The organism is Streptomyces sp. NPDC006339, assembly GCF_040612775.1.
GTDB lineage: Bacteria > Actinomycetota > Actinomycetes > Streptomycetales > Streptomycetaceae > Streptomyces.
In genome coordinates, this window is record NZ_JBEXQW010000003.1 from 1 (window position 1) to 19,018 (window position 19,018).

At 72.9% G+C, this 19,018-nt stretch carries 14 protein-coding genes and 1 pseudogene; 6 read left to right on the plus strand and 9 right to left on the minus strand.

Going from position 1 to position 19,018, the window contains the following annotated elements:
- Window positions 1-2,454 (minus strand): aconitate hydratase AcnA (gene acnA, locus ABZ135_RS02850; RefSeq protein WP_356691105.1); only part of this gene is annotated, 2,454 nt, incomplete at its 3' end.
- Between the two features lie 344 nt (window positions 2,455-2,798).
- A pseudogene (locus ABZ135_RS02855) lies at window positions 2,799-3,626 on the minus strand (alpha/beta hydrolase); the annotation flags it as partial.
- A gap of 63 nt (window positions 3,627-3,689) precedes the next feature.
- On the opposite strand from ABZ135_RS02855, the gene ABZ135_RS02860 reads away from it, so the two are divergent.
- The 3 genes from ABZ135_RS02860 to ABZ135_RS02870 all read left to right on the plus strand — a co-directional run bounded on the left by ABZ135_RS02860 (window position 3,690) and on the right by ABZ135_RS02870 (window position 6,326).
- The gene (locus ABZ135_RS02860) at window positions 3,690-4,307 is read left to right on the plus strand and encodes a sigma-70 family RNA polymerase sigma factor (protein WP_356691107.1); all 618 of its coding nucleotides are present in this window, start codon (window positions 3,690-3,692) and stop codon (window positions 4,305-4,307) included.
- 70 nt (window positions 4,308-4,377) lie between these two features.
- Complete coding sequence (locus tag ABZ135_RS02865) at window positions 4,378-4,746, plus strand: extradiol dioxygenase (RefSeq protein WP_356691109.1); 369 nt, start codon at window positions 4,378-4,380, stop codon at window positions 4,744-4,746.
- 50 nt (window positions 4,747-4,796) lie between these two features.
- On the plus strand, window positions 4,797-6,326 hold the full coding sequence (locus ABZ135_RS02870; protein WP_356691111.1) for a UDP-N-acetylglucosamine 1-carboxyvinyltransferase: 1,530 nt from the start codon (window positions 4,797-4,799) through the stop codon (window positions 6,324-6,326).
- Between the two features lie 75 nt (window positions 6,327-6,401).
- Here the strand turns inward: ABZ135_RS02870 and ABZ135_RS02875 are convergent, their stop codons facing one another.
- The 4 genes from ABZ135_RS02875 to ABZ135_RS02890 form a co-directional block, all read right to left on the minus strand.
- Window positions 6,402-7,325 carry a hypothetical protein gene (locus ABZ135_RS02875; RefSeq protein WP_356691113.1) on the minus strand — a complete coding sequence of 308 codons (924 nt, stop codon included), beginning with the start codon at window positions 7,323-7,325 and terminating at the stop codon, window positions 6,402-6,404.
- An 88-nt stretch (window positions 7,326-7,413) separates the two neighbouring features.
- Window positions 7,414-8,964, minus strand: a complete 1,551-nt coding sequence (locus ABZ135_RS02880) for an MFS transporter (protein ID WP_356691115.1) — start codon at window positions 8,962-8,964, stop codon at window positions 7,414-7,416.
- A gap of 102 nt (window positions 8,965-9,066) precedes the next feature.
- Window positions 9,067-9,465, minus strand: a complete 399-nt coding sequence (locus ABZ135_RS02885; protein WP_356691117.1) for a RidA family protein — start codon at window positions 9,463-9,465, stop codon at window positions 9,067-9,069.
- Window positions 9,462-10,928, minus strand: coding sequence for an acyl-CoA dehydrogenase (locus tag ABZ135_RS02890; protein WP_356691119.1), 1,467 nt, complete (start codon window positions 10,926-10,928; stop codon window positions 9,462-9,464). The genes ABZ135_RS02885 and ABZ135_RS02890 overlap by 4 nt, the downstream gene beginning before the upstream one ends.
- Window positions 10,929-11,115: 187 nt before the next feature.
- Here ABZ135_RS02890 and ABZ135_RS02895 point away from each other — a divergent pair, with 187 nt between their 5' ends.
- From ABZ135_RS02895 to ABZ135_RS02905, 3 genes are read left to right on the plus strand one after another with little or no spacing between them, the layout of a single operon-like run.
- Window positions 11,116-12,804 carry an AMP-binding protein gene (locus ABZ135_RS02895; protein ID WP_356691121.1) on the plus strand — a complete coding sequence of 563 codons (1,689 nt, stop codon included), beginning with the start codon at window positions 11,116-11,118 and terminating at the stop codon, window positions 12,802-12,804.
- A gap of 4 nt (window positions 12,805-12,808) precedes the next feature.
- Window positions 12,809-13,645: a PaaX family transcriptional regulator C-terminal domain-containing protein gene (locus ABZ135_RS02900; protein WP_356691123.1), complete on the plus strand. Its 837-nt coding sequence runs from the start codon at window positions 12,809-12,811 to the stop codon at window positions 13,643-13,645.
- Window positions 13,642-14,052, plus strand: coding sequence for a hypothetical protein (locus tag ABZ135_RS02905; RefSeq protein ID WP_356691125.1), 411 nt, complete (start codon window positions 13,642-13,644; stop codon window positions 14,050-14,052). The genes ABZ135_RS02900 and ABZ135_RS02905 overlap by 4 nt, the downstream gene beginning before the upstream one ends.
- Window positions 14,053-14,092: 40 nt before the next feature.
- Here the strand turns inward: ABZ135_RS02905 and ABZ135_RS02910 are convergent, their stop codons facing one another.
- From ABZ135_RS02910 to ABZ135_RS02920, 3 genes are all read right to left on the minus strand, one after another.
- A complete protein-coding gene (locus ABZ135_RS02910) occupies window positions 14,093-16,429 on the minus strand; it encodes a bifunctional salicylyl-CoA 5-hydroxylase/oxidoreductase (RefSeq protein ID WP_356691127.1) in 2,337 nt (778 codons plus the stop codon).
- Window positions 16,426-17,253: an enoyl-CoA hydratase family protein gene (locus ABZ135_RS02915; RefSeq protein WP_356691129.1), complete on the minus strand. Its 828-nt coding sequence runs from the start codon at window positions 17,251-17,253 to the stop codon at window positions 16,426-16,428. Before ABZ135_RS02915 ends, ABZ135_RS02910 begins: the two co-directional genes overlap by 4 nt.
- Before the next feature lie 134 nt (window positions 17,254-17,387).
- Window positions 17,388-18,911, minus strand: coding sequence for an amino acid permease (locus ABZ135_RS02920; RefSeq protein WP_356691131.1), 1,524 nt, complete (start codon window positions 18,909-18,911; stop codon window positions 17,388-17,390).
- Window positions 18,912-19,018 lie beyond the last annotated feature (107 nt).

A 19,018-nucleotide genomic window follows, 5' to 3' on the forward strand; every position in this document is an offset into this window, starting at 1 on the left:
CGAGCGGTGGATGCGCTCGTACGACTCGGTGATGACGGCCTTGACGCCGAGGAGGGCCGTGCCCTTGGCCGCCCAGTCGCGGGACGAGCCGGAGCCGTACTCCTTGCCGCCCAGGATGACCAGCGGGACGCCGGCGGCCTGGTAGTTCTGCGAGGCGTCGTAGATGAAGGAGACCGGGCCGCCCTCCTGCGTGAAGTCGCGGGTGTAGCCGCCCTCGGTGCCCGGCGCGATCTGGTTGCGCAGGCGGATGTTGGCGAAGGTGCCGCGGATCATGACCTCGTGGTTGCCTCGGCGCGAGCCGTAGGAGTTGAAGTCACGACGCTCCACACCGTGCTCGGTGAGGTACTTGCCGGCGGGGGTGTCGGCCTTGATGGCACCGGCCGGGGAGATGTGGTCGGTGGTGACCGAGTCGCCGAGCTTCGCGAGCACGCGGGCGCCCGTGATGTCGGTGACCGGGGTGGTCTCCATCGTCATGCCCTCGAAGTACGGGGGCTTGCGGACGTAGGTGGACTCGGGGTCCCACTCGAAGGTGTTGCCGGTCGGGATCGACAGCGCCTGCCACTGGGCGTCGCCCGCGAAGACGTCGCTGTAGGACTTGGAGAACATGTCCTCGCCGATGGCGTTGGCGACGACGTCGTTGACCTCGGCCTCGGAGGGCCAGATGTCGGCCAGGTAGACCGGCTTGCCGTCCTGGTCCGTGCCGAGGGCGTCCTTGGTGATGTCCACCTTCATGGAGCCCGCGATGGCGTAGGCGACGACCAGCGGCGGGGAGGCCAGGTAGTTCATCTTGACGTCGGGGTTGATGCGGCCCTCGAAGTTCCGGTTGCCGGAGAGGACCGAGGTGACCGCGAGGTCGTGCTCGTTGACGGCCTTGGAGACCTCCTCCGGCAGCGGGCCGGAGTTGCCGATGCAGGTGGTGCAGCCGTAGCCGACGAGGTTGAAGCCGACCTTGTCGAGGTACGGGGTCAGGCCCGCCTTGTCGAAGTAGTCGGTGACGACCTTCGAGCCCGGGGCGAGGGTGGTCTTGACCCACGGCTTACGGGTCAGGCCCTTCTCCACGGCCTTCTTCGCGACGAGCGCGGCGGCGACCATGACGTACGGGTTCGAGGTGTTGGTGCAGGAGGTGATGGCCGCGACCGTCACCGCACCGTGGTCGAGCTCGTAGGTCGAGCCGTCGGGGGCGGTCACCTGGACCGGCTTCGACGGGGCGCCGTTGGGGTGGTTGGCCGGGGCGTCGGAGGCCGGGAAGGACTCCTTGCCCGCCTCGTCCACGTCGTCCACGTAGTTGCGGACGTCCTGGGCGAACTGCGCGGCGGCGTTGGCGAGGACGATGCGGTCCTGCGGGCGCTTCGGGCCGGCGATGGAGGGGACGACCGTGGAGAGGTCGAGCTCCAGCTTCTCGGAGAAGTCGGGCTCGGCGGCCGGGTCGAGCCAGAGGCCCTGCTCCTTGGCGTACGCCTCGACGAGCGCGACCTGCTGCTCGGAGCGGCCGGTGAGCTTGAGGTAGTTCAGGGTCTCGCCGTCGATCGGGAAGATCGCGGCGGTGGAGCCGAACTCCGGCGACATGTTGCCGATGGTGGCGCGGTTGGCGAGCGAGGTGGCGGCGACGCCCTCACCGTAGAACTCGACGAACTTGCCGACGACGCCGTGCTTGCGCAGCATCTCGGTGATCGTGAGGACCAGGTCGGTGGCGGTGGTGCCGGTGGGCAGCTCGCCGGTCAGCTTGAAGCCGACGACGCGCGGGATCAGCATGGAGACCGGCTGGCCGAGCATGGCGGCCTCGGCCTCGATGCCGCCGACGCCCCAGCCGAGGACGCCGAGGCCGTTCACCATGGTGGTGTGCGAGTCGGTGCCGACGAGGGTGTCGGGGTACGCCTGGCCGTTGCGGACCATGACCGTGCGGGCCAGGTGCTCGATGTTCACCTGGTGCACAATGCCGGTGCCGGGCGGGACGACCTTGAAGTCGTCGAAGGCGGTCTGGCCCCAGCGCAGGAACTGGTAGCGCTCCTTGTTGCGGCCGTACTCCAGCTCGACGTTCTGCGCGAACGCGTCGTTGGTGCCGAACTTGTCGGCGATGACGGAGTGGTCGATGACCATCTCGGCCGGGGAGAGCGGGTTGATCTTCGCCGGGTCGCCGCCGAGCGCCGCGACGGCCTCGCGCATGGTGGCGAGGTCGACGACACAGGGGACACCGGTGAAGTCCTGCATGATCACGCGCGCGGGCGTGAACTGGATCTCCTGGCTGGGCTGGGCCTGGGAGTCCCAGTTGCCGAGGGCCCGGATGTGGTCGGCGGTGATGTTCGCGCCGTCCTCGGTGCGGAGCAGGTTCTCCAGCAGAACCTTAAGGCTGTAGGGGAGCCGGGCCGAGCCCTCCACCTTGTCCAGGCGGAAGATCTCGTACGACTCGTCGCCCACGCGCAGCGTGCTGCGGGCGTCGAAGCTGTTCGCCGACACGACAGTCTCCTTCATATATGTGCGCGTTCCACCACATCCTGCCGCCACGTACACGTCGTCGATCCGCTAAGGTAAGGCTAAGTTAGGTAACCCTTACCGTGTGGCGGCAGCGGTGCGCCTCGGCAGATATCTCGATGTCGAGATAACTCTAGTACATCACCGGCGGTCGGTCATGCCCCGCCATGCGCGACGCCGGTCACGATCGGGCCGCGACCGGGCCTCGGCGGGGCCGACGGGAGCGCCGGCGCGGCCGCCGGGGGCGACGGGGGTGTGCCCGTCGGGGGTGAGGCGGGCGTGCCCGCCGCGGACCACGGGGGCGCGTCCGTCGAGCCGAGGAACGCGGTCAGGGTGGCCGTGAAGCGTTCCGGGTCGTCGAGCCAGGGATAGTGCCCGGCTCCGGGCTGGACGGCGAAGGCGGCCCCGGGGACCTCGGGGAAGAGGCCGGCGAACTCGGCCACCGCGCACGGCGGGCTGTTCAGGTCGTGCTCGCCGGCGAGCAGCAGGATGGGGACGCCGTCGAGGGCGGCGAGCGCCGCGCGGGTGGCGGCCGGAGTGAAGGCCCCCTCGGCGCCGAAGCGCGCGAGGACCTCGGGGGCGGCGGGGCGCCCCTCGGCGTGGTGACGCCGGGTCGCCTCGTCCCAGCGGCCGTAACGGAAGGGGGCGACGGCCTCCCAGCCGGCCCCGGTCCCCGTGCCCGCGTTGATCGCCTCCAGGGCGGTGAAGGCCGCCGGGAACCACGACTCCCCCGCGCGGAGCCGGGCGAGGGCCAGCCGGTCCTCGGCGGCGATGCCGATGCCGACGGCGCGGGTGCCGGGAGTGACGAGGGCGAGCCGGGCCACGCGGTGCGGGTGGCGGGCCGCGTACTGCGTGGCGATGTTCGCGCCCGCCGAGTGCCCGAGGAGATCGATCCGTTCGAGGCCGAGATGCACGCGCAGGGCCTCGACGTCGTCGACGAGACGGTCGCAGCGGTACGTGGCGGGGTCCCGGGGCGCGGCGGAGCGGCCGGTGCCGCGCAGGTCCGGGATCAGCAGGGTGCGGTGCGCGGACAGGCCGCCGAGGTCGCCGAGGTACGCGGAGTCGGCGGGGCCGCCGGGGACACAGAGGAGCGGGGCTCCGGATCCGAGGGCGCGGTGGGCGAGACGGGTGCCGTCGGGGCCGTGGAAGAAGTCCATAACCTGGTTCTACAACCTGGTTATAAGTCCTGTCCAGGGGTGTATAACCGAGGAGTGACAGGTGTGGACCGGGCAGGGATGACCGAGGAACAGGTCGAGCGGATGTTCGCCGGGATGAACGAGGTCATCCGGGCCGGCGAGGAGATGCGCGCCCTGCGCGCCGAGATGGTCCAGGTCTTCGCCGGTCTCGGCTGGACCCAGGAGCGGCTCGCCCGGCTCGCCGGGATGAGCCAGCCCGCCGTCTCCAAGCAGGTGGCCAAGGCCAGGGCGGAGACGGACAGGGCGGCGGACCTCTCGCTCGACCAGCGGGACACCTCCTGGCTCGAAGGGCGCCTGTGGGGCCTGGCCGAGGACATCACGGACCTCCTCGACGAGACCGGGGCCGAACCGGCCCACTGCGCCCGCCTGGTGCACGCGCTCGCCCGTGGCCGGAAACGGTTCACCCCGCGGAACGTGGACGCGCTGCGCCGCCTGGTGGAGGAGGACCTGCGGGCGCACCGTACGGAGTTGGCGCCCCGGCACCAGGAGGCGTACGACCGGATCGCCCGCGGCCTCGACGAGCTCGCCACCAGGGGCGAGGGCGGCGGCGGGACCGGTGGCGGGACGGCGGCCGGGTCGGCGGCGGCGCGTAGGGCGCTCGCCTGCCAGATCCAGCGGGTGCGGCTGCGGGAGGAGGCGTGACACCGCCCCACCCTCCCCGTACGGCCGCGGAGCGATTGCCGCACAGGGGGCGGGGGCGCACGATTGAGCCATGTTCAGCGGCGCGCATGTGATCCTCTACACCCGGGACGCGGAGGCGGACCGCGCCTTCCTCAAGGACGTGGTCGGCTTCGACCACGTCGACGCGGGAGGCGGCTGGCTCATCTTCGGGCTGCCGCCGGCCGAGATCGCGGTGCATCCCACCGACGGGGAGCCCAAGAACGAGGTCTATCTGATGTGCGACGACGTCGCCGAGAGCCTGAAGATGCTGGAGGACCGGGGCGCGGAGGTCTCACGCCCCATCAGCGACCAGGGCTGGGGCCTGGTGTGCGCCGTACGCCTGCCGAGCGGGACCGAACTGCCGCTCTACGAGCCGCGCCACCCCGTGGCCCACGGCTCGTCGCCCCACGCGTCACTCTGATGGCCTACCCCATGGCGAGTCACATCTCATATCTGAGATAACGTGACGCCATGGCAGACGACTACCTCGTACGCATCGGCAAGCTCATCCGTGACGCCCGTCAGCACCGGGGCTGGACCCAGACCCAACTGGCGGACGCGCTCGGTACCAGTCAGAGCGCCGTCAACCGGATCGAGCGCGGAAACCAGAACATCAGCCTTGAGATGATCGCTCGCATCGGCGAAGCGCTGGACAGCGAGATCGTCTCTCTGGGTTACGCCGGCCCCATGCACCTGCGGGTGGTCGGCCGCCGCCGCCTCTCCGGCTCCATCGACGTCAAGACCAGCAAGAACGCCTGTGTCGCGCTGCTGTGCGCCTCGCTTCTCAACAAGGGCCGTACGGTGCTGCGCCGGGTGGCCCGCATCGAGGAGGTCTTCCGCCTCCTGGAGGTGCTCAACTCGATCGGCGTGCGCACCCGTTGGATCAACGAGGGCGTCGACCTGGAGATCGTGCCGCCGGCCGAGCTGGACATGGAGGCCATCGACGCCGAGGCCGCCATCCGGACCCGCTCGATCATCATGTTCCTCGGCCCGCTGCTGCACCGCCTGGACCGCTTCAAGCTGCCGTACGCCGGCGGCTGCGACCTCGGCACCCGCACGATCGAGCCGCACATGATCGCGCTGCGCCGCTTCGGCCTGGACATCACCGCCACCGAGGGCCTCTACCACGCCCAGGTCGAGTCGTCCGTCGTCCCCGACCGCCCGATCGTCCTGACCGAGCGCGGCGACACGGTGACCGAGAACGCCCTGCTGGCCGCCGCCCGCCACGACGGCGTCACCGTCATCCGCAACGCCTCCTCCAACTACATGGTCCAGGACCTGTGCTTCTTCCTGGAGGCCCTGGGCGTACGGGTCGAGGGCATCGGCACCACCACGCTCACCGTGCACGGCATCCGGGACATCGACGTGGACGTCGACTACTCCCCCTCCGAGGACCCGGTCGAGGCGATGAGCCTGCTGGCCGCGGCCGTGGTCACCGAATCCGAACTGACCATCCGCCGGGTGCCGATCGAGTTCATGGAGATCGAGCTCGCGGTCCTGGAGGAGATGGGGCTCGACCACGACCGCTCCCCCGAATACCCGGCCGACAACGGCCGCACCCGCCTGGTCGACCTCACGGTCCGCCCCTCCAAGCTGGAGGCGCCGATCGACAAGATCCACCCGATGCCCTTCCCGGGCCTCAACATCGACAACGTCCCCTTCTTCGCGGCGATCGCGGCCACCGCCCAGGGCAAGACCCTGATCCACGACTGGGTCTACGACAACCGCGCCATCTACCTCACCGACCTCAACCGCCTCGGCGGCCGCCTCCAGCTCCTCGACCCCCACCGCGTCCTGGTCGAGGGCCCCACCCGCTGGCGCGCCGCCGAAATGATGTGCCCCCCGGCCCTCCGCCCGGCCGTGGTCGTCCTCCTGGCGATGATGGCGGCCGAGGGCACGTCGGTGCTGCGCAACGTGTACGTCATCAACCGGGGGTACGAGGACTTGGCGGAGCGGCTGAACTCGGTGGGGGCACAGATCGAGATCTTCCGGGACATCTGACCGGCCCGGTGAGGTGAGGCCCCGTCACCCTGCCTCTCCGGCAGGGTGACGGGGCCTCGGTGTGCGGAGGGATCGTCAGGAGCGCTGCCAGGTCACCGGGACCTTGACCTCGGGGCCGCCGTTGCCGCCGGTGCCGCCGAAGCGGAGGGTGCCGGCGAGGGCGGCGACGGTGTCGTTCCAGCAGGTGATGGCGGTGAGGCGGATCTCGGGCATCTTCAGGGTGGTGCCGTCCACGACCGGGCGGAAGGGCTTGACGGCGGTGGTGTCCAGCTCCAGCTTCGCCGGCCGGGCCGCCGTCCACGCGCCGCCGGTCGTCGCGAAGCGGGTGACGATCTCGTCGTCGGTGCGGATGCCCGTCCGCGGGTCCGTCCACGGGGTGAAGGTGAGCTCGACCAGGGTCGCCTTGTTGCCGCTCGGGAGGGTGCCGGCGGGGACCAGGGCGACGAAGGTGCCGGTGATCGGCTTCGAGTCCGCGGACCAGCAGGGGTGCGCGGTGTACGGGATGGGGCCGGTGCCCGGCTGCGTCGGCGGGGCGGTCGGGGTCGGGCTCGGGGTGGGGTCGCCGCCGCCGGAGGTCTCGCCCGAGGTCGTGCCCTCGCTGACGCCGACGGTGCCGCCGGTGCTCTCGCCGCCCGTGGTGTCACCCCCCGTGGTCTCGCCCGAGGTCGTGCCCTCGCTGACGCCGACCGTGCCGCCCGAGCTCTCGCCGCCCGTGGTGTCGCCGCCCGTGGTCTCGCCGGAGGTCGTGCCGCCGTCCGCCCCGCCGTCCGCCCCGCCGCTCGTCGTGCCGGTCGAGGACTCTCCGGCGGTCGTGCCCACGGTCACGCCGACGGTGTCCCCTCCGTCGGTCGGTTCGGCCGCCGCAGGAGCGGTCGGGCCGAGGTTCCCGGCGAGGCCGGTGCCGGACGTCAGGAACACGGCAGCGGCGGCGGCCGATGCCGCCGCCGCTGCCGTCAGGGATATCCGGCGGGCCCGGTGCTGTCTCGGGTGCTGTCTCACGGTGCCTGCTCTCGCTCGTCTTTCGGGTTCCGTCGAACACTGTCTCGAACGGGAGGCGTTCAAACGGATACGAGCGGTGATCCGGTCCTCAGGCACCCGGCAGCATCCCACCGCCCTTCAGGCGTTCGATGTCGGAGGGGCGGACCTTGATGACGAAGAGGGCGATGAGCGCGGAGACGGCGGCGAAGACGGCGGCCGTGATGAAGCCCGCGGAGACGCCGGAGGTCAGCACCTGGTCGGCGTAGGGCGGCGGGAGTTCGCCGGTCCTCGCGAACTGGGCCTTCTCCAGCGGTCCCGCCTGGGAGAGGAAGGCGGGCACCTGCTTCTCCGCCTCGTTGCGGCTGTAGGTGCCGAAGACCGTGACCAGGATGGACAGTCCCAGCGAACCGCCCACCTGCTGCATGGCGTTGAGCAGACCGGAGGCGGCACCCGACTCGCGCTGCGGGACGTTCGACAGGGCCATGATGGTCAGCGAGACGAAGATGAAGCCCATGCCGAAGCCGAAGACGAGGATCGGCCCGAGGATGCTGCCCGCGTACGTGGAGTGCACATCGGTCAGAGTCAGCCAGGCCAGTCCGAGCGCGGCCAGCACCGAACCCGTCACCATGAAGGGCTTCGGCCCGTACCTGGGCAGCAGGCTGGACGTGAGGCCGGCCGCCACCGCGATGATCGCGCTGACCGGCAGGAACGCGAAGCCCGTCGCCAAGGGGCTGAAGGCCAGCACCTGCTGCACGAAGAGCGTCAGGAAGAAGAACATGCCGAAGATCGCCGCGGCCAGGCACAGCATGATGGCGTAGGTGCCCGAGCGGTTGCGGTCGGCGAACATGTGCAGGGGTGTGATGGGCTGCTGGGAGCGGCGTTCGATCGCGATGAACGCGGCCAGCAGCACGACCGCCGCGGCGAACGAGCCGATCGTGTACGGGTCGCGCCAGCCCTCCTGCGAGGCCCGGATGAACCCGTACACCAGCGCCGCCATGCCGAGCGTCGACGTGAGCGCGCCGGCGAGGTCGAAGTGGCCGGGGTGCCGCTCGGACTCCCGGACGTGCCGGGGGGTGAGGAAGGCGATCAGCAGGGCGATCGGCACGTTGACGAAGAAGATCCAGCGCCAGTCGAGCCATTCGACCAGCATGCCGCCCGCGACCAGGCCGATCGCGCCGCCGCCCGCCGAGACGCCCGCGAACACGCCGAAGGCGCGGTTGCGTTCGGGGCCTTCCTCGAAGGTGCTGGTGATGAGGGACAGCGCGGTCGGGGAGGCGATGGCGCCGCCGACGCCCTGGAGGGCGCGCGCGGCCAGGAGTTGCCACTCGGCCTGCGCCAGCCCGCAGAACAGCGAGGCCAGTCCGAACAGCAGCACGCCGAAGACGAAGACCCGCCGTCGGCCGAGGATGTCGCCGAAGCGGCCCCCCAGGAGCAGCAGGCCGCCGAAGGTCAGCGTGTAGGCGTTGACCACCCACGACAGACTGGTGGTGGAGAAGTCGAGCGCTCTCTGGATGTCCGGGAGCGCGATGTTCACGATGGTGATGTCGAGGACGACCATCAACTGGCAGGAGGCGATCACGAAGAGCGCGATCCCCTTGCCGTCGCCTCCCGTCCGGGGTGCGGCGGTCTTCTGCGGGGTCGTCGGCTTGGGATTGCTCATGGCGCATCGCGCCCTCACCGGAGGGAGCCGTGGGCCGGTCGGTCCACCTTTCGACCCTAAGCCCGCCCTCCGGAGGTGACCAGTTGATCTTCCCGGGCGGGGTCAGTCCAGGACCGCGAACCCGTCCAGTTCGACCAGCGCCTGTTCGTCCCACAGCCGTACGACTCCGACGACCGCCATCGCCGGATAGTCACGGCCCGCCAACCGGCGCCAGATGCGGCCGAGTTCGTGGGCGTGGTGGCGGTAGTCGGCGACGTCCGTGGCGTAGACGGTGACGCGCGCGAGGTCGGCGGGCGAGCCGCCGGCGTGGCGCAGCGCGGCCAGGAGGTTGGCGAGGGCCGTCTCGAACTGCTCGGGCAGGCTCTCCCCCGTCACCTTCCCGTCCCGGTCGAGGCTGGTCTGACCGGCGAGGAAGACGAGCCGGGTGCCGGTGGCGGTGACGGCGTGGCTGAACCCGGTGGGCGGGGAGAGTTCTGCGGGGTTGTGCCGGTGCAGGCTCATGTCGCGGCTCCTGAGGTGACGCCCGGGGTGGCTCCGGAGGTGACGGCCGAGGTGGCTGCGGACGGGGGCGGGGGCGCGGGCGCGGGTTCGGCGGGGGTCGGGGGCGCGGGCGCGGGCGCGGAGGGCGCCGGGGGCGTGGACGGGGATTCGGCGGGCTGCCCGGCCCGCCGCCGCCCCTTGTAGAGCTCCTTCGCGATGATCGTGCGTTGCACCTCCGTCGCCCCCTCGTAGATACGGGGTGCCCGCACCTCCCGGTAGAGGTGTTCCAGCAGGTGGCCGCGCTGGAGGGCGCGGGCACCGTGCAGTTGGACGGCGGCGTCGACGACGTACTGCGCGGTCTCGGTGGCGAACAGTTTCGCCATGGCGGCCCGGCGCGGTACGTCCGGGTCGCCGCGGTCGTACGCCTCGGCCGCCGCGTAGACGAGGAGCCGGGCCGCCTCGGTGCGGGTGGCCATCTCGGCGACCTGGTGGGCGACGGCCTGGAGGTCGGCGAGGACGCCGCCGAAGGCGGGGCGCGCGGCGGTGTGGGCGAGGGTGGCGTCGAGCGCGGCCTGTGCCATGCCGACGGCGAAGGCGCCGACGCTGGGCCGGAAGAGGTTGAGGGTGTTCATGGCGACCCGGAAGCCCTGTCCCGGCTCGCCGAGCACGTCGTCGGGACCGACCGGAACCCCGTCGAAGACGAGGCTCCCGAGGGCGTGCGGGGCGAGCATGTCGAGGGCCTCCCCCGAAAGGCCCTCCCGCCCGGCCGGGACGAGGAAGGCGGTGACGCCCCGGGCACCGGAACGGCCCGCTCCGCCACCGGCCGCCCCCGTGCGGGCCTCGCCACCGCCACCGGCCTCGCCACCGCCACCGGCACCGCCACCGCCACCGGCACCGCCACCGCCCGCCGCATCACGCGCGCCGCCACCACCAGCCCCCGCCCCACCACGGCCGCCCCCGGCACCACCAGGTCCGTCCGCCTCCCCCGTCCGGGCGAACACCGTCATCACGTCCGCCTCGGGCGCGTTCGAGATCCAGCGCTTCTCGCCGTACAGGCGCCACCCGCCCGTCGCCGGGTCCGGGACGGCCTCCAGGGACAGGGCGGCGGCGTCGGAGCCCGCGCCGGGTTCGGAGAGGGCGAAGGCGGCCACCGCGCGGCCCGCGACGACCTCGGGGAGCCAGCGGGCGCGCTGCTCGGGCGTGCCGAAGGCGGCGACGGGGTGGGCCCCGAGGCCCTGGAGGGCGAGCGCGGTCTCGGCCTCCGTACAGGCGTGGGCGAGGGACTCGCGCATCAGGCACAGGTCGAGCGCGCCGGACTCAAAGAGGCGGGCCAGCAGGCCGTGCTCGCCGAGAGCGGCGACCAGGGGACGGTTGACGCGGCCCGGCGGGCCCTTGTCGGCGAGCGGGCGCAGGTGGTCGGCGGCGAGCTCCCGCAGCCGTGCGCACCAGGCGGTCTGTTCCGGATCGAGCGAGAATGCGGCCATCTGCGGCGGCCCTCTCTGGCGCCCCGCGGGCGCCGACGGTGGCTTCTATCGCGAACCGTTGACTGTCGTCACCATCACGATACGCTCGTTTGGCGACGCTCGACCCCGGCTCGACCCCACCGCGACGGTTCTCGACCGTCCCAGTCCGACGGTCCTCGACGATCCCACCCGACAGGGGGACGGACGTATGGAGCTGACACCCTCGGCCCATCTGGACACCTTCGCCCGCGACCATCTGCCGCCGCCGGACCAGTGGCCCCGGCTTCTCTTCGACCTGCCCTCCCTCGCCTACCCCGACCGGCTCAACTGCGGGGCCGAGCTGCTCGACCGCACGGTGGAACGGTTCGGCGCCGACCGCCCGGTGTTCCGTGACGGCGAGGGCGAGGTCTGGACGTACGGGGAGCTGCGCGAGCGCGTCGACCGGATCGCCCATGTCCTCGACACCGACCTCGGCGTCCGCCCCGGCAACCGGGTGCTGCTGCGCGGCCCCACCACCCCCTGGCTCGCCGCCTGCTGGCTCGCCGTGATGAAGGCCGGCGCGGTCGCCGTCACCGTCCTCGCGCAGCAGCGGGCGCGGGAGCTTGCCGTGATGGGCGAGATGGCCCGGTGCAGCCACGCCCTGTGCGACGTGCGCGCCCTCGACGAGCTGGAGAAGGCCGACGTGCCGGGGCTGCGCATCACCCCGTACGGCGGTGATGGGCCCGACGACCTGCTCAGCCTGGCCGCCGGCAAGCCGGACCGGTACGAGGCGGTGCCGACCGCCGCCGACGACGTGGCGCTGATCGCCTTCACCTCCGGCACCACCGGGCGCCCCAAGGGCTGTATGCACTTCCACCGGGACGTGCTGGCCGTGGCCGACACCTTCTCGGCGCACGTCCTGCGCCCGGAGCCGGACGACGTCTTCGCCGGTTCCCCGCCGCTCGGCTTCACCTTCGGCCTGGGCGGGCTGGTCGTCTTCCCGCTGCGGGCCGGGGCGTCCGCGGTCCTCCTGGAACAGGCGGGTCCGCAGCAGTTGCTCGCCGCGATCGAGCGGCACCGGGTGTCGGTGCTCTTCACCGCGCCGACCGCCTACCGGGTGATGCTGGAGGAGCTCGAGTCCCCCCAGCACGACAGCCGGCCCGGCCACGGCCCCGACCTCGGCTCGCTGCGCCGCTGCGTCTCGGCGGGCGAGCACCTTCCCGAGGCGACCTGGGAGGCATGGCACAAGCGCACCGGCCTGAAGCTGATCAACGGCATCGGGGCGACCGAACTGTTGCACATCTTCATCTCCGCCGCCGACGGCGAGATCCGGCCGGGCGCCACCGGCCGGCCGGTCCCCGGCTGGCAGGCGCGCGTCGTCGGCCGCGACGGGACGGGACTCGTCGAGGTCCCGGACGGCGAGGAGGGACTGCTCGCGGTCCGCGGCCCGGTCGGCTGCCGCTATCTGGCGGACCCGCGCCAGACGGACTACGTGCACGACGGCTGGAACCTCACCGGTGACACGTACGTCCGCGAACCCGACGGCTACTTCCGTTACGTCGCCCGCGCCGACGACATGATCATCTCGGCCGGCTACAACATCGCGGGCCCCCAGGTGGAGGAGGCGCTGCTGGCCCACCCGGACGTCGTCGAGGCGGCGGTGGTCGGCCGGCCCGACGAGCTGCGCGGCCAGATCGTGGTGGCCTACGCGGTGGTACGGGACGGAGTGCCGCGCGACCCCGGGACGGCGACGGCGCTGCGGTCCTTCGTCCGCGCCCGGCTCGCCCCGTACAAGGCGCCCCGCGAGATCGTCTTCCTGGACGCGCTGCCGCGCACGGCGACGGGGAAGCTCCAGCGGTTCCGGCTGCGGGACGCCGAGGCCGGACCTCCCCCGACGGCGTCCGGCGGCCTAAAGTGATCACGTGGCCGAGCAGCACACCCCTCGTTCCCTGATCGTCTCCCTGTACGGCGCGTACGGTCGGGCGCCGGACGGCGCGCCGCTTCCGGTGGCGGAGCTGATCCGGCTGCTCGGCGTGTTCGGCGTGGACGCGCCCTCCGTGCGCTCGTCCGTGTCCCGGCTGAAGCGCCGCGGGCTGCTGCTGCCCCGGCGCACGGCGGACGGCGCCGCGGGCTACGCGCTGTCGGACGACGCGCGGATGCTGCTCGACGACGGCGACCGCCGGATCTACGGCCGTACGCAGCCCGCCCTGTCGGACGGCTGGGTGCTCGCCGTCTTCTCGGTCCCGGAGGCCGAGCGCCACAAGCGCCACCTGCTGCGCTCGCGCCTGGCCCGGCTCGGTTTCGGCACGGCCGCGCCGGGCGTCTGGATCGCCCCGGCCCGCCTCCACGAGGAGACCCGCCACACCCTGGAGCGGCTGGAGCTGTCCTCGTACGTGGACCTGTTCCGCGGCGACCACCTGGGCTTCGCGCCCACGGCGGAGGCGGTGGCCCGCTGGTGGGACCTGCCGTCGATCGCCAAGCTGCACGAGGAGTTCCTGGACGCCCACGAGCCGGTGCTGCGCGCCTGGCCGGCCGGGCCCGGCACGCCCGAGGACGCCTACCGCGCGTATCTGCTCGCCCTCGACTCCTGGCGCCGGCTGCCGTACGCGGACCCGGTGCTGCCCCTGGAGCTGCTGCCGGAGAACTGGCCGGGCACGCGCTCGGCGGAGGTCTTCGCGGCGTTGCACGAGCTGCTGTACGCGCGGGGGGCGGAGTTCGTGGACCCGTACGGGACCGGCGGCCGTCCCGCCGCCTCGTGAGCGCCCCCGCGGTCTCCCGGTGGCAGCGGCTGTCCTGGTGGGCGACGCTGCCGGTGAGCCTCGGCGTCGCGTACGGCGCGAGCGCGCTGACCGCCCGGGCCCGCGCCTTCTGCGACGCGGCCTGGGAGCCGCCGCACCGGCTGGTCCACCTCGGCGAGCTGGTCCTGCTGGCGGGCGGCACGGTGACGGCCGCGCTGCTCGCCGCGGTGGCCGCCCGCCGGGTGACCGCCGGAGCCTCCCGCCCGGTCCGCGCCTCCGCCCAACTGGCCTCGGTGCTCGTGGTGTTGGGTCTGCTCGCGTGGTGGTACGTGAGCGCGCGGGCGACCCCGGGCGGCTATCCGGGCGACTCCGGGCTCTGCCCGGCGAGCAATGTGCCGCCGTGGTGGCCGGGCTGGCTGCCGTCCTGACGCCCGGGCCACGGGTTCACCCCGGGCCGCCGCCCTCCCGTCAGGCGTCCTTCCTGCCGGTCGGCGGGCGGCGGCTGCCGGCCCGGTAGGGCGCGGGCCAGGGGGCGGCGGGGCCCCGGTAGCCCTGTTCGGCGGCGGCGTGCAGGGTCCAGTGGGGGTCGTAGAGGTGGGGGCGGGCCAGGGCGCAGAGGTCGGCGCGGCCCGCGAGCAGCAGGGAGTTGACGTCGTCCCAGGAGGAGATGGCGCCCACCGCGATCACGGGCACGCCGAGGGCCGCGCGGATGCGGTCGGCGTAGGGCGTCTGGTAGGAGCGGCCGAACTCGGGGCGCTCGTCGGGCACGACCTGGCCGGTGGAGACGTCGAGGGCGTCGGCGCCGTGGGCGGCGAAGGCGCGGGCGATCTCGACGGCGTCGTCGGCGGTGGTGCCGCCCTCGGCCCAGTCGGTGGCGGAGATGCGGACGGTCATGGGCCGGTCGGCGGGCCACACCTCCCGTATCGCGTCGAAGACTTCGAGGGGGTAGCGCAGCCGGCCGGCGAGGTCGCCGCCGTAGGCGTCGGTGCGGTGGTTGGTCAGCGGGGAGAGGAAGCCGGAGAGCAGATAGCCATGGGCGCAGTGGAGTTCGAGCAGGTCGAATCCGGCCCGGGCGGCCCGGCGCGCGGCGGCGGTGAACTGCTCGCGTACGGCGGTGAGTCCGGCCCGGTCGAGGGCGTGCGGGACCTGGTTGACGCCGGGGCGGTAGGGCAGTGGTGAGGCGGCGACGAGCGGCCAGTTGCCGGCCGGCAGCGGCTCGTCGATGCCCTCCCACATGAGGCGGGTGGAGCCCTTGCGCCCGGAGTGGCCGAGCTGGACGCCGATCGCGGTGCCGGGGGCCTGGGCGTGGACGAAGTCGGTGATCCGGGTCCAGGCCGCCTGCTGGGTGTCGTTCCACAGGCCGGTGCAGCCGGGGGTGATCCGGCCCTGGGGGCTGACGCAGACCATCTCGGTCATGACCAGGCCGGCGCCGCCGAGCGCGCGGGCGCCGAGGTGGACGAGGTGGAAGTCGCCGGGGACGCCGTCCTCGGCGACGTACAGGTCCATGGGCGAGACGACGACCCGGTTGCGCAGGGTGAGGCCGCCGAGCCGGAAGGGGGTGAACATGGGCGGGGTGCCGGGCGGGCAGCCGAACTCGGCCTCGACGGCGGCGGTGAAGCCGGGGTCGCGCAGCCGCAGGTTGTCGTGGGTGACGCGGCGGCTGCGGGTGAGCAGGTTGAAGGCGAACTGGCGCGGGGGGCGGTCGAGTTGGCCGGCGAGTTCCTCGAACCAGCGCAGGCTGGCGGCGGCGGCCCGCTGGGTGGACTCGACGACGGGGCGGCGCTCGGCCTCGTAGGCGGTGAGCGCTTCGGCGAGGGTGGGGTGCGCGTCGACGTGGGCGGCGAGGGCGACGGCGTCCTCGACGGCGAGCTTGGTGCCGGAGCCGATGGAGAAGTGCGCGGTGTGGGCGGCGTCGCCGAGGAGGACGACGTTGTCGTGCGACCAGCGGGCGTTGACGACGGTACGGAAGGCGGTCCAGGCGGAGTTGTTGGAGCGCAGGGCGCGGCCGTGCAGCGCCTCCGCGAAGATCTTGGCGCAGCGGGCGGCGGACTCGGCCTCGTCGAGTTCGTCGAACCCGGCGGCCCGCCAGACCTCTTCGCGCATCTCGACGATGACGGTGGAGGAGCCTGCGGGGACGCCCTGCCGGGAGGGGCGGGCCGAGGGCGGGTGGGGCTCGGCGGCGGTGTGGGCGTAGGGGTAGGCGTGCAGTTGCATCACGCCGTACTCGGTCTCGGCGATCTCGAAGCGGAAGGCGTCGAGGGCGAAGTCGGTCGCAAGCCAGATGTAGCGGCAGCGGTGGGTGGTGAGCGTGGGCCGGAAGACCTCGGCGTGCGCCTCCCGGGTGCGGCTGTGCACGCCGTCGGCGGCGACAACGAGGTCGTGGGAGGCGGCGAGTTCGGCGGCGGGCGGGGCCTCGGCGCGGAAGCGGAGCCGTACGCCGAGGTCGGCGCAGCGCTCGTGCAGGACCTCCAGGAGCCGGCGGCGGCCGAGGGCGGCGAAGCCGTGGCCGGTGGAGGTGAGCAGCCGGCCGCGGTGGACGATGTGGACGTCGTCCCAGTGGACGAGTTCGCGGCGGAGCGCGGTGTGGACGACCGGGTCGGCGTCCTCGATGCCGCCGAGGGTCTCGTCGGACAGGACGACGCCGAAGCCGAAGGTGTCGGTGGGCGCGTTGCGCTCCCAGACGGTGACCTCGCGCTCGGGGTCGCCCCGCTTGAGGAGGGCCGCGGCGTAGAGCCCGCCGGGGCCGCCGCCGATGACGGCGATCCGCAGCGGCCGGCGGGCCGGTGCCGGGGGCCGCACGGTCACCGCCCCCGCCATTTCGCGGGGCGCTTCTCGGTGAAGGCGGCGTGGAACTCGGCGTAGTCCTCGCCGTGCATGAGGAGGGCCTGGGTGGCGGCGTCCATCTCGACGGAGGCGGCCAGCGGCATGTCGAGCTCGGCGGTGAGCAGGGCCTTGGTCTGGGCGTGCGCGAGGGCGGGCCCTTCGGCCAGCCGGCGGGCGAGGGCGGCGGCCCGCGTGCCGGCGGCGCCCTCCTCGGTGAGCTCGCTGATCAGTCCGATGCGCTCCGCCTCCGCGGCGCCGACCGGGTCGCCCAGCATCAGCAGCCGGGTGGCGTGGCCGAGGCCGACGACGCGGGGCAGCAGATAGGCGGCGCCCATGTCGCCGCCGGAGAGCCCGACCCGGGTGAAGAGGAAGGCGAAGCGGGCGGTGGGGTCGGCGACCCGGAAGTCCGCGGCGAGGGCCAGGACCGCGCCGGCGCCGGCGGCGACGCCGTGGACGGCGGCGATCACCGGGAACGGGCATTCGCGCAGGGCCCGGACGGTCTGGCCGGTCATCCGGTTGAAGTCGAGGAGCTGGGCGGTGTCCATCGACAGGGTGGCGCCGATGATCTCGTCGACGTCGCCGCCCGAGCAGAAGCCGCGCCCCTCGCCGCCGAGGACGAGCGCGCGCACGGCCCGTTCCCTGGACAGCTCGGCGAGCAGGTCGCGCAGGTCGGCGTAGGCGCCGAAGGTGAGGGCGTTCAGCTTCTCGGGGCGGGCGAGCGTGATCGTGGCGACTCCGTCGTCGACGGTGAGGCGCAGGTGCCGCCAGCGTTCGGTGCGGGTCGCGGAGCCGGTGAAGGGGCTCATCCGGGAGGACCTCCCTGTTGCGTGCACGTACGGGTACGGCATCACCACGAGGAGCGTATCACTCACCTGTGACTGTCGTCACGAGTACGCGATACGGGTTGCCGGGCCGCCGCGCATGGCAGGGCGGCCCGGGTTCAGCGGACCGGCGGTGCCGGTGAGGCGGGGGCGGGGGTGGGGGCGGGCTCCGGCGCGAGGGCGGGGGCGGTTTCCGGCTGGGCGTCCGGATCGGCGTCCAGCTCGGCGTCCGGGTGGGCGCCCTCCGCTCCGAGGCGCGAGTTGCGGCGCCCGTAGAACGTGTAGACGAGCGCCCCCACGGCCAGGAAGACGGCGAACTGCAGCCAGGTCGTCCAGCCGGTGCCCCAGATCAGGTAGAGGCAGAACCCGACGCCGAGCAGCGGGCTGAGCGGATAGAGCGGTACGCGGAAGGAGCGCGGCAGCTCCGGGTCGCGCCGGCGCAGGGCGATCACGGCGATGTTCACCACGGCCATGACGGCGAGCGTGCCGATCGTGGTCAGGCCGACGACGGCGTCCAGCGACGAGAACGCGGCCGGGACCGCGAAGACGGCGGCCACGATCCAGGTGTTGGCCACCGGCGTGGCGCTCTTCGGCGAGACCCGCTCGAAGACCCCGGGCACGAGCCCGTCGCGGGACATCGACAGGAGGATGCGGGTCTGCCCGTACATCACGGCGAGCACGACCGACGCGATCGCGACGACGGCGCCGAAGGCGATGATGCCGCCGCCGACGGCCGAGCCGGTCACCTGGTCGACGACGAGCGAGAGCGCGGCCGGCTGGTCGGCCACCGCGTCGCCGCCGAGCGCGCCGATCGCGGACAGCGCGACGGCGCCGTAGAGCAGGGTGGCCACGCCGATGCAGATGAGGATGGCGAGCGGGATGGTGCGCCGCGGGTTCTTCACCTCCTCGCCGGCGGTGGTGATGGCGTCGAAGCCGATGTACGAGAAGAAGGCGACGGAGGCGCCCGCGGTGACGCCCGCGACACCGTGGTCGGCGAACGGCGACAGGTTGCCGTCCCGGAACGCGCTGAAGCCGATGGCGCAGAAGACGACCAGGATCCCGAGCTTGAGCACCGCCATGGCGGCGGTCGCGCGGGCGCTCTCGCGCACCCCGCGTACGAGGAGGGCGGCGGCGAGCAGGATGACGACCACGGCGGGCAGGTTCACCACGCCGCCGTCGGCGGGACCGGCGGAGAGCGCGGCGGGCAGCCGCCATCCGACGAGGCTGTCGAGGAGCTCGTTCAGATACTGGCTCCAGCCGACCGCGACGGCGGACACGGACACGCCGTACTCCAGGAGCAGGCACCACCCGACCAGGAAGGCGACGCGCTCGCCGAGGCTCGCGTAGGCGAAGGAGTACGAGGAGCCGGAGACCGGGATCGCGCTGCCCAGCTCCGCGAAGGAGAAGGCGGTGAAGACGCAGGTGACCGCGGCGAGGACGAAGGAGAGCACCACGGCGGGGCCCGCCTCGGCGACGCTGTCGGAGAGCCCGACGAAGATGCCGGTGCCGACGATCGCGCCGATGCCGAAACACACGAGCTGGAAGAGGCCCATGGTGCGCTTGAGGCCGTGGCCTTCGAGGTCGGCGCCGGACTCGGCGATCAGCCGTTGCGGGGACTTGATCCGCGGGGCGGACGGGGACATGCGGAAGCTCGTCTCTGGTCGTGCATGCGAGAGGGGGGCCCGGGCGCGCGGAACGCACACCCGAACCCCCCTGAATCAGCCGATCGTAAGCCGCACCCCGCATATTC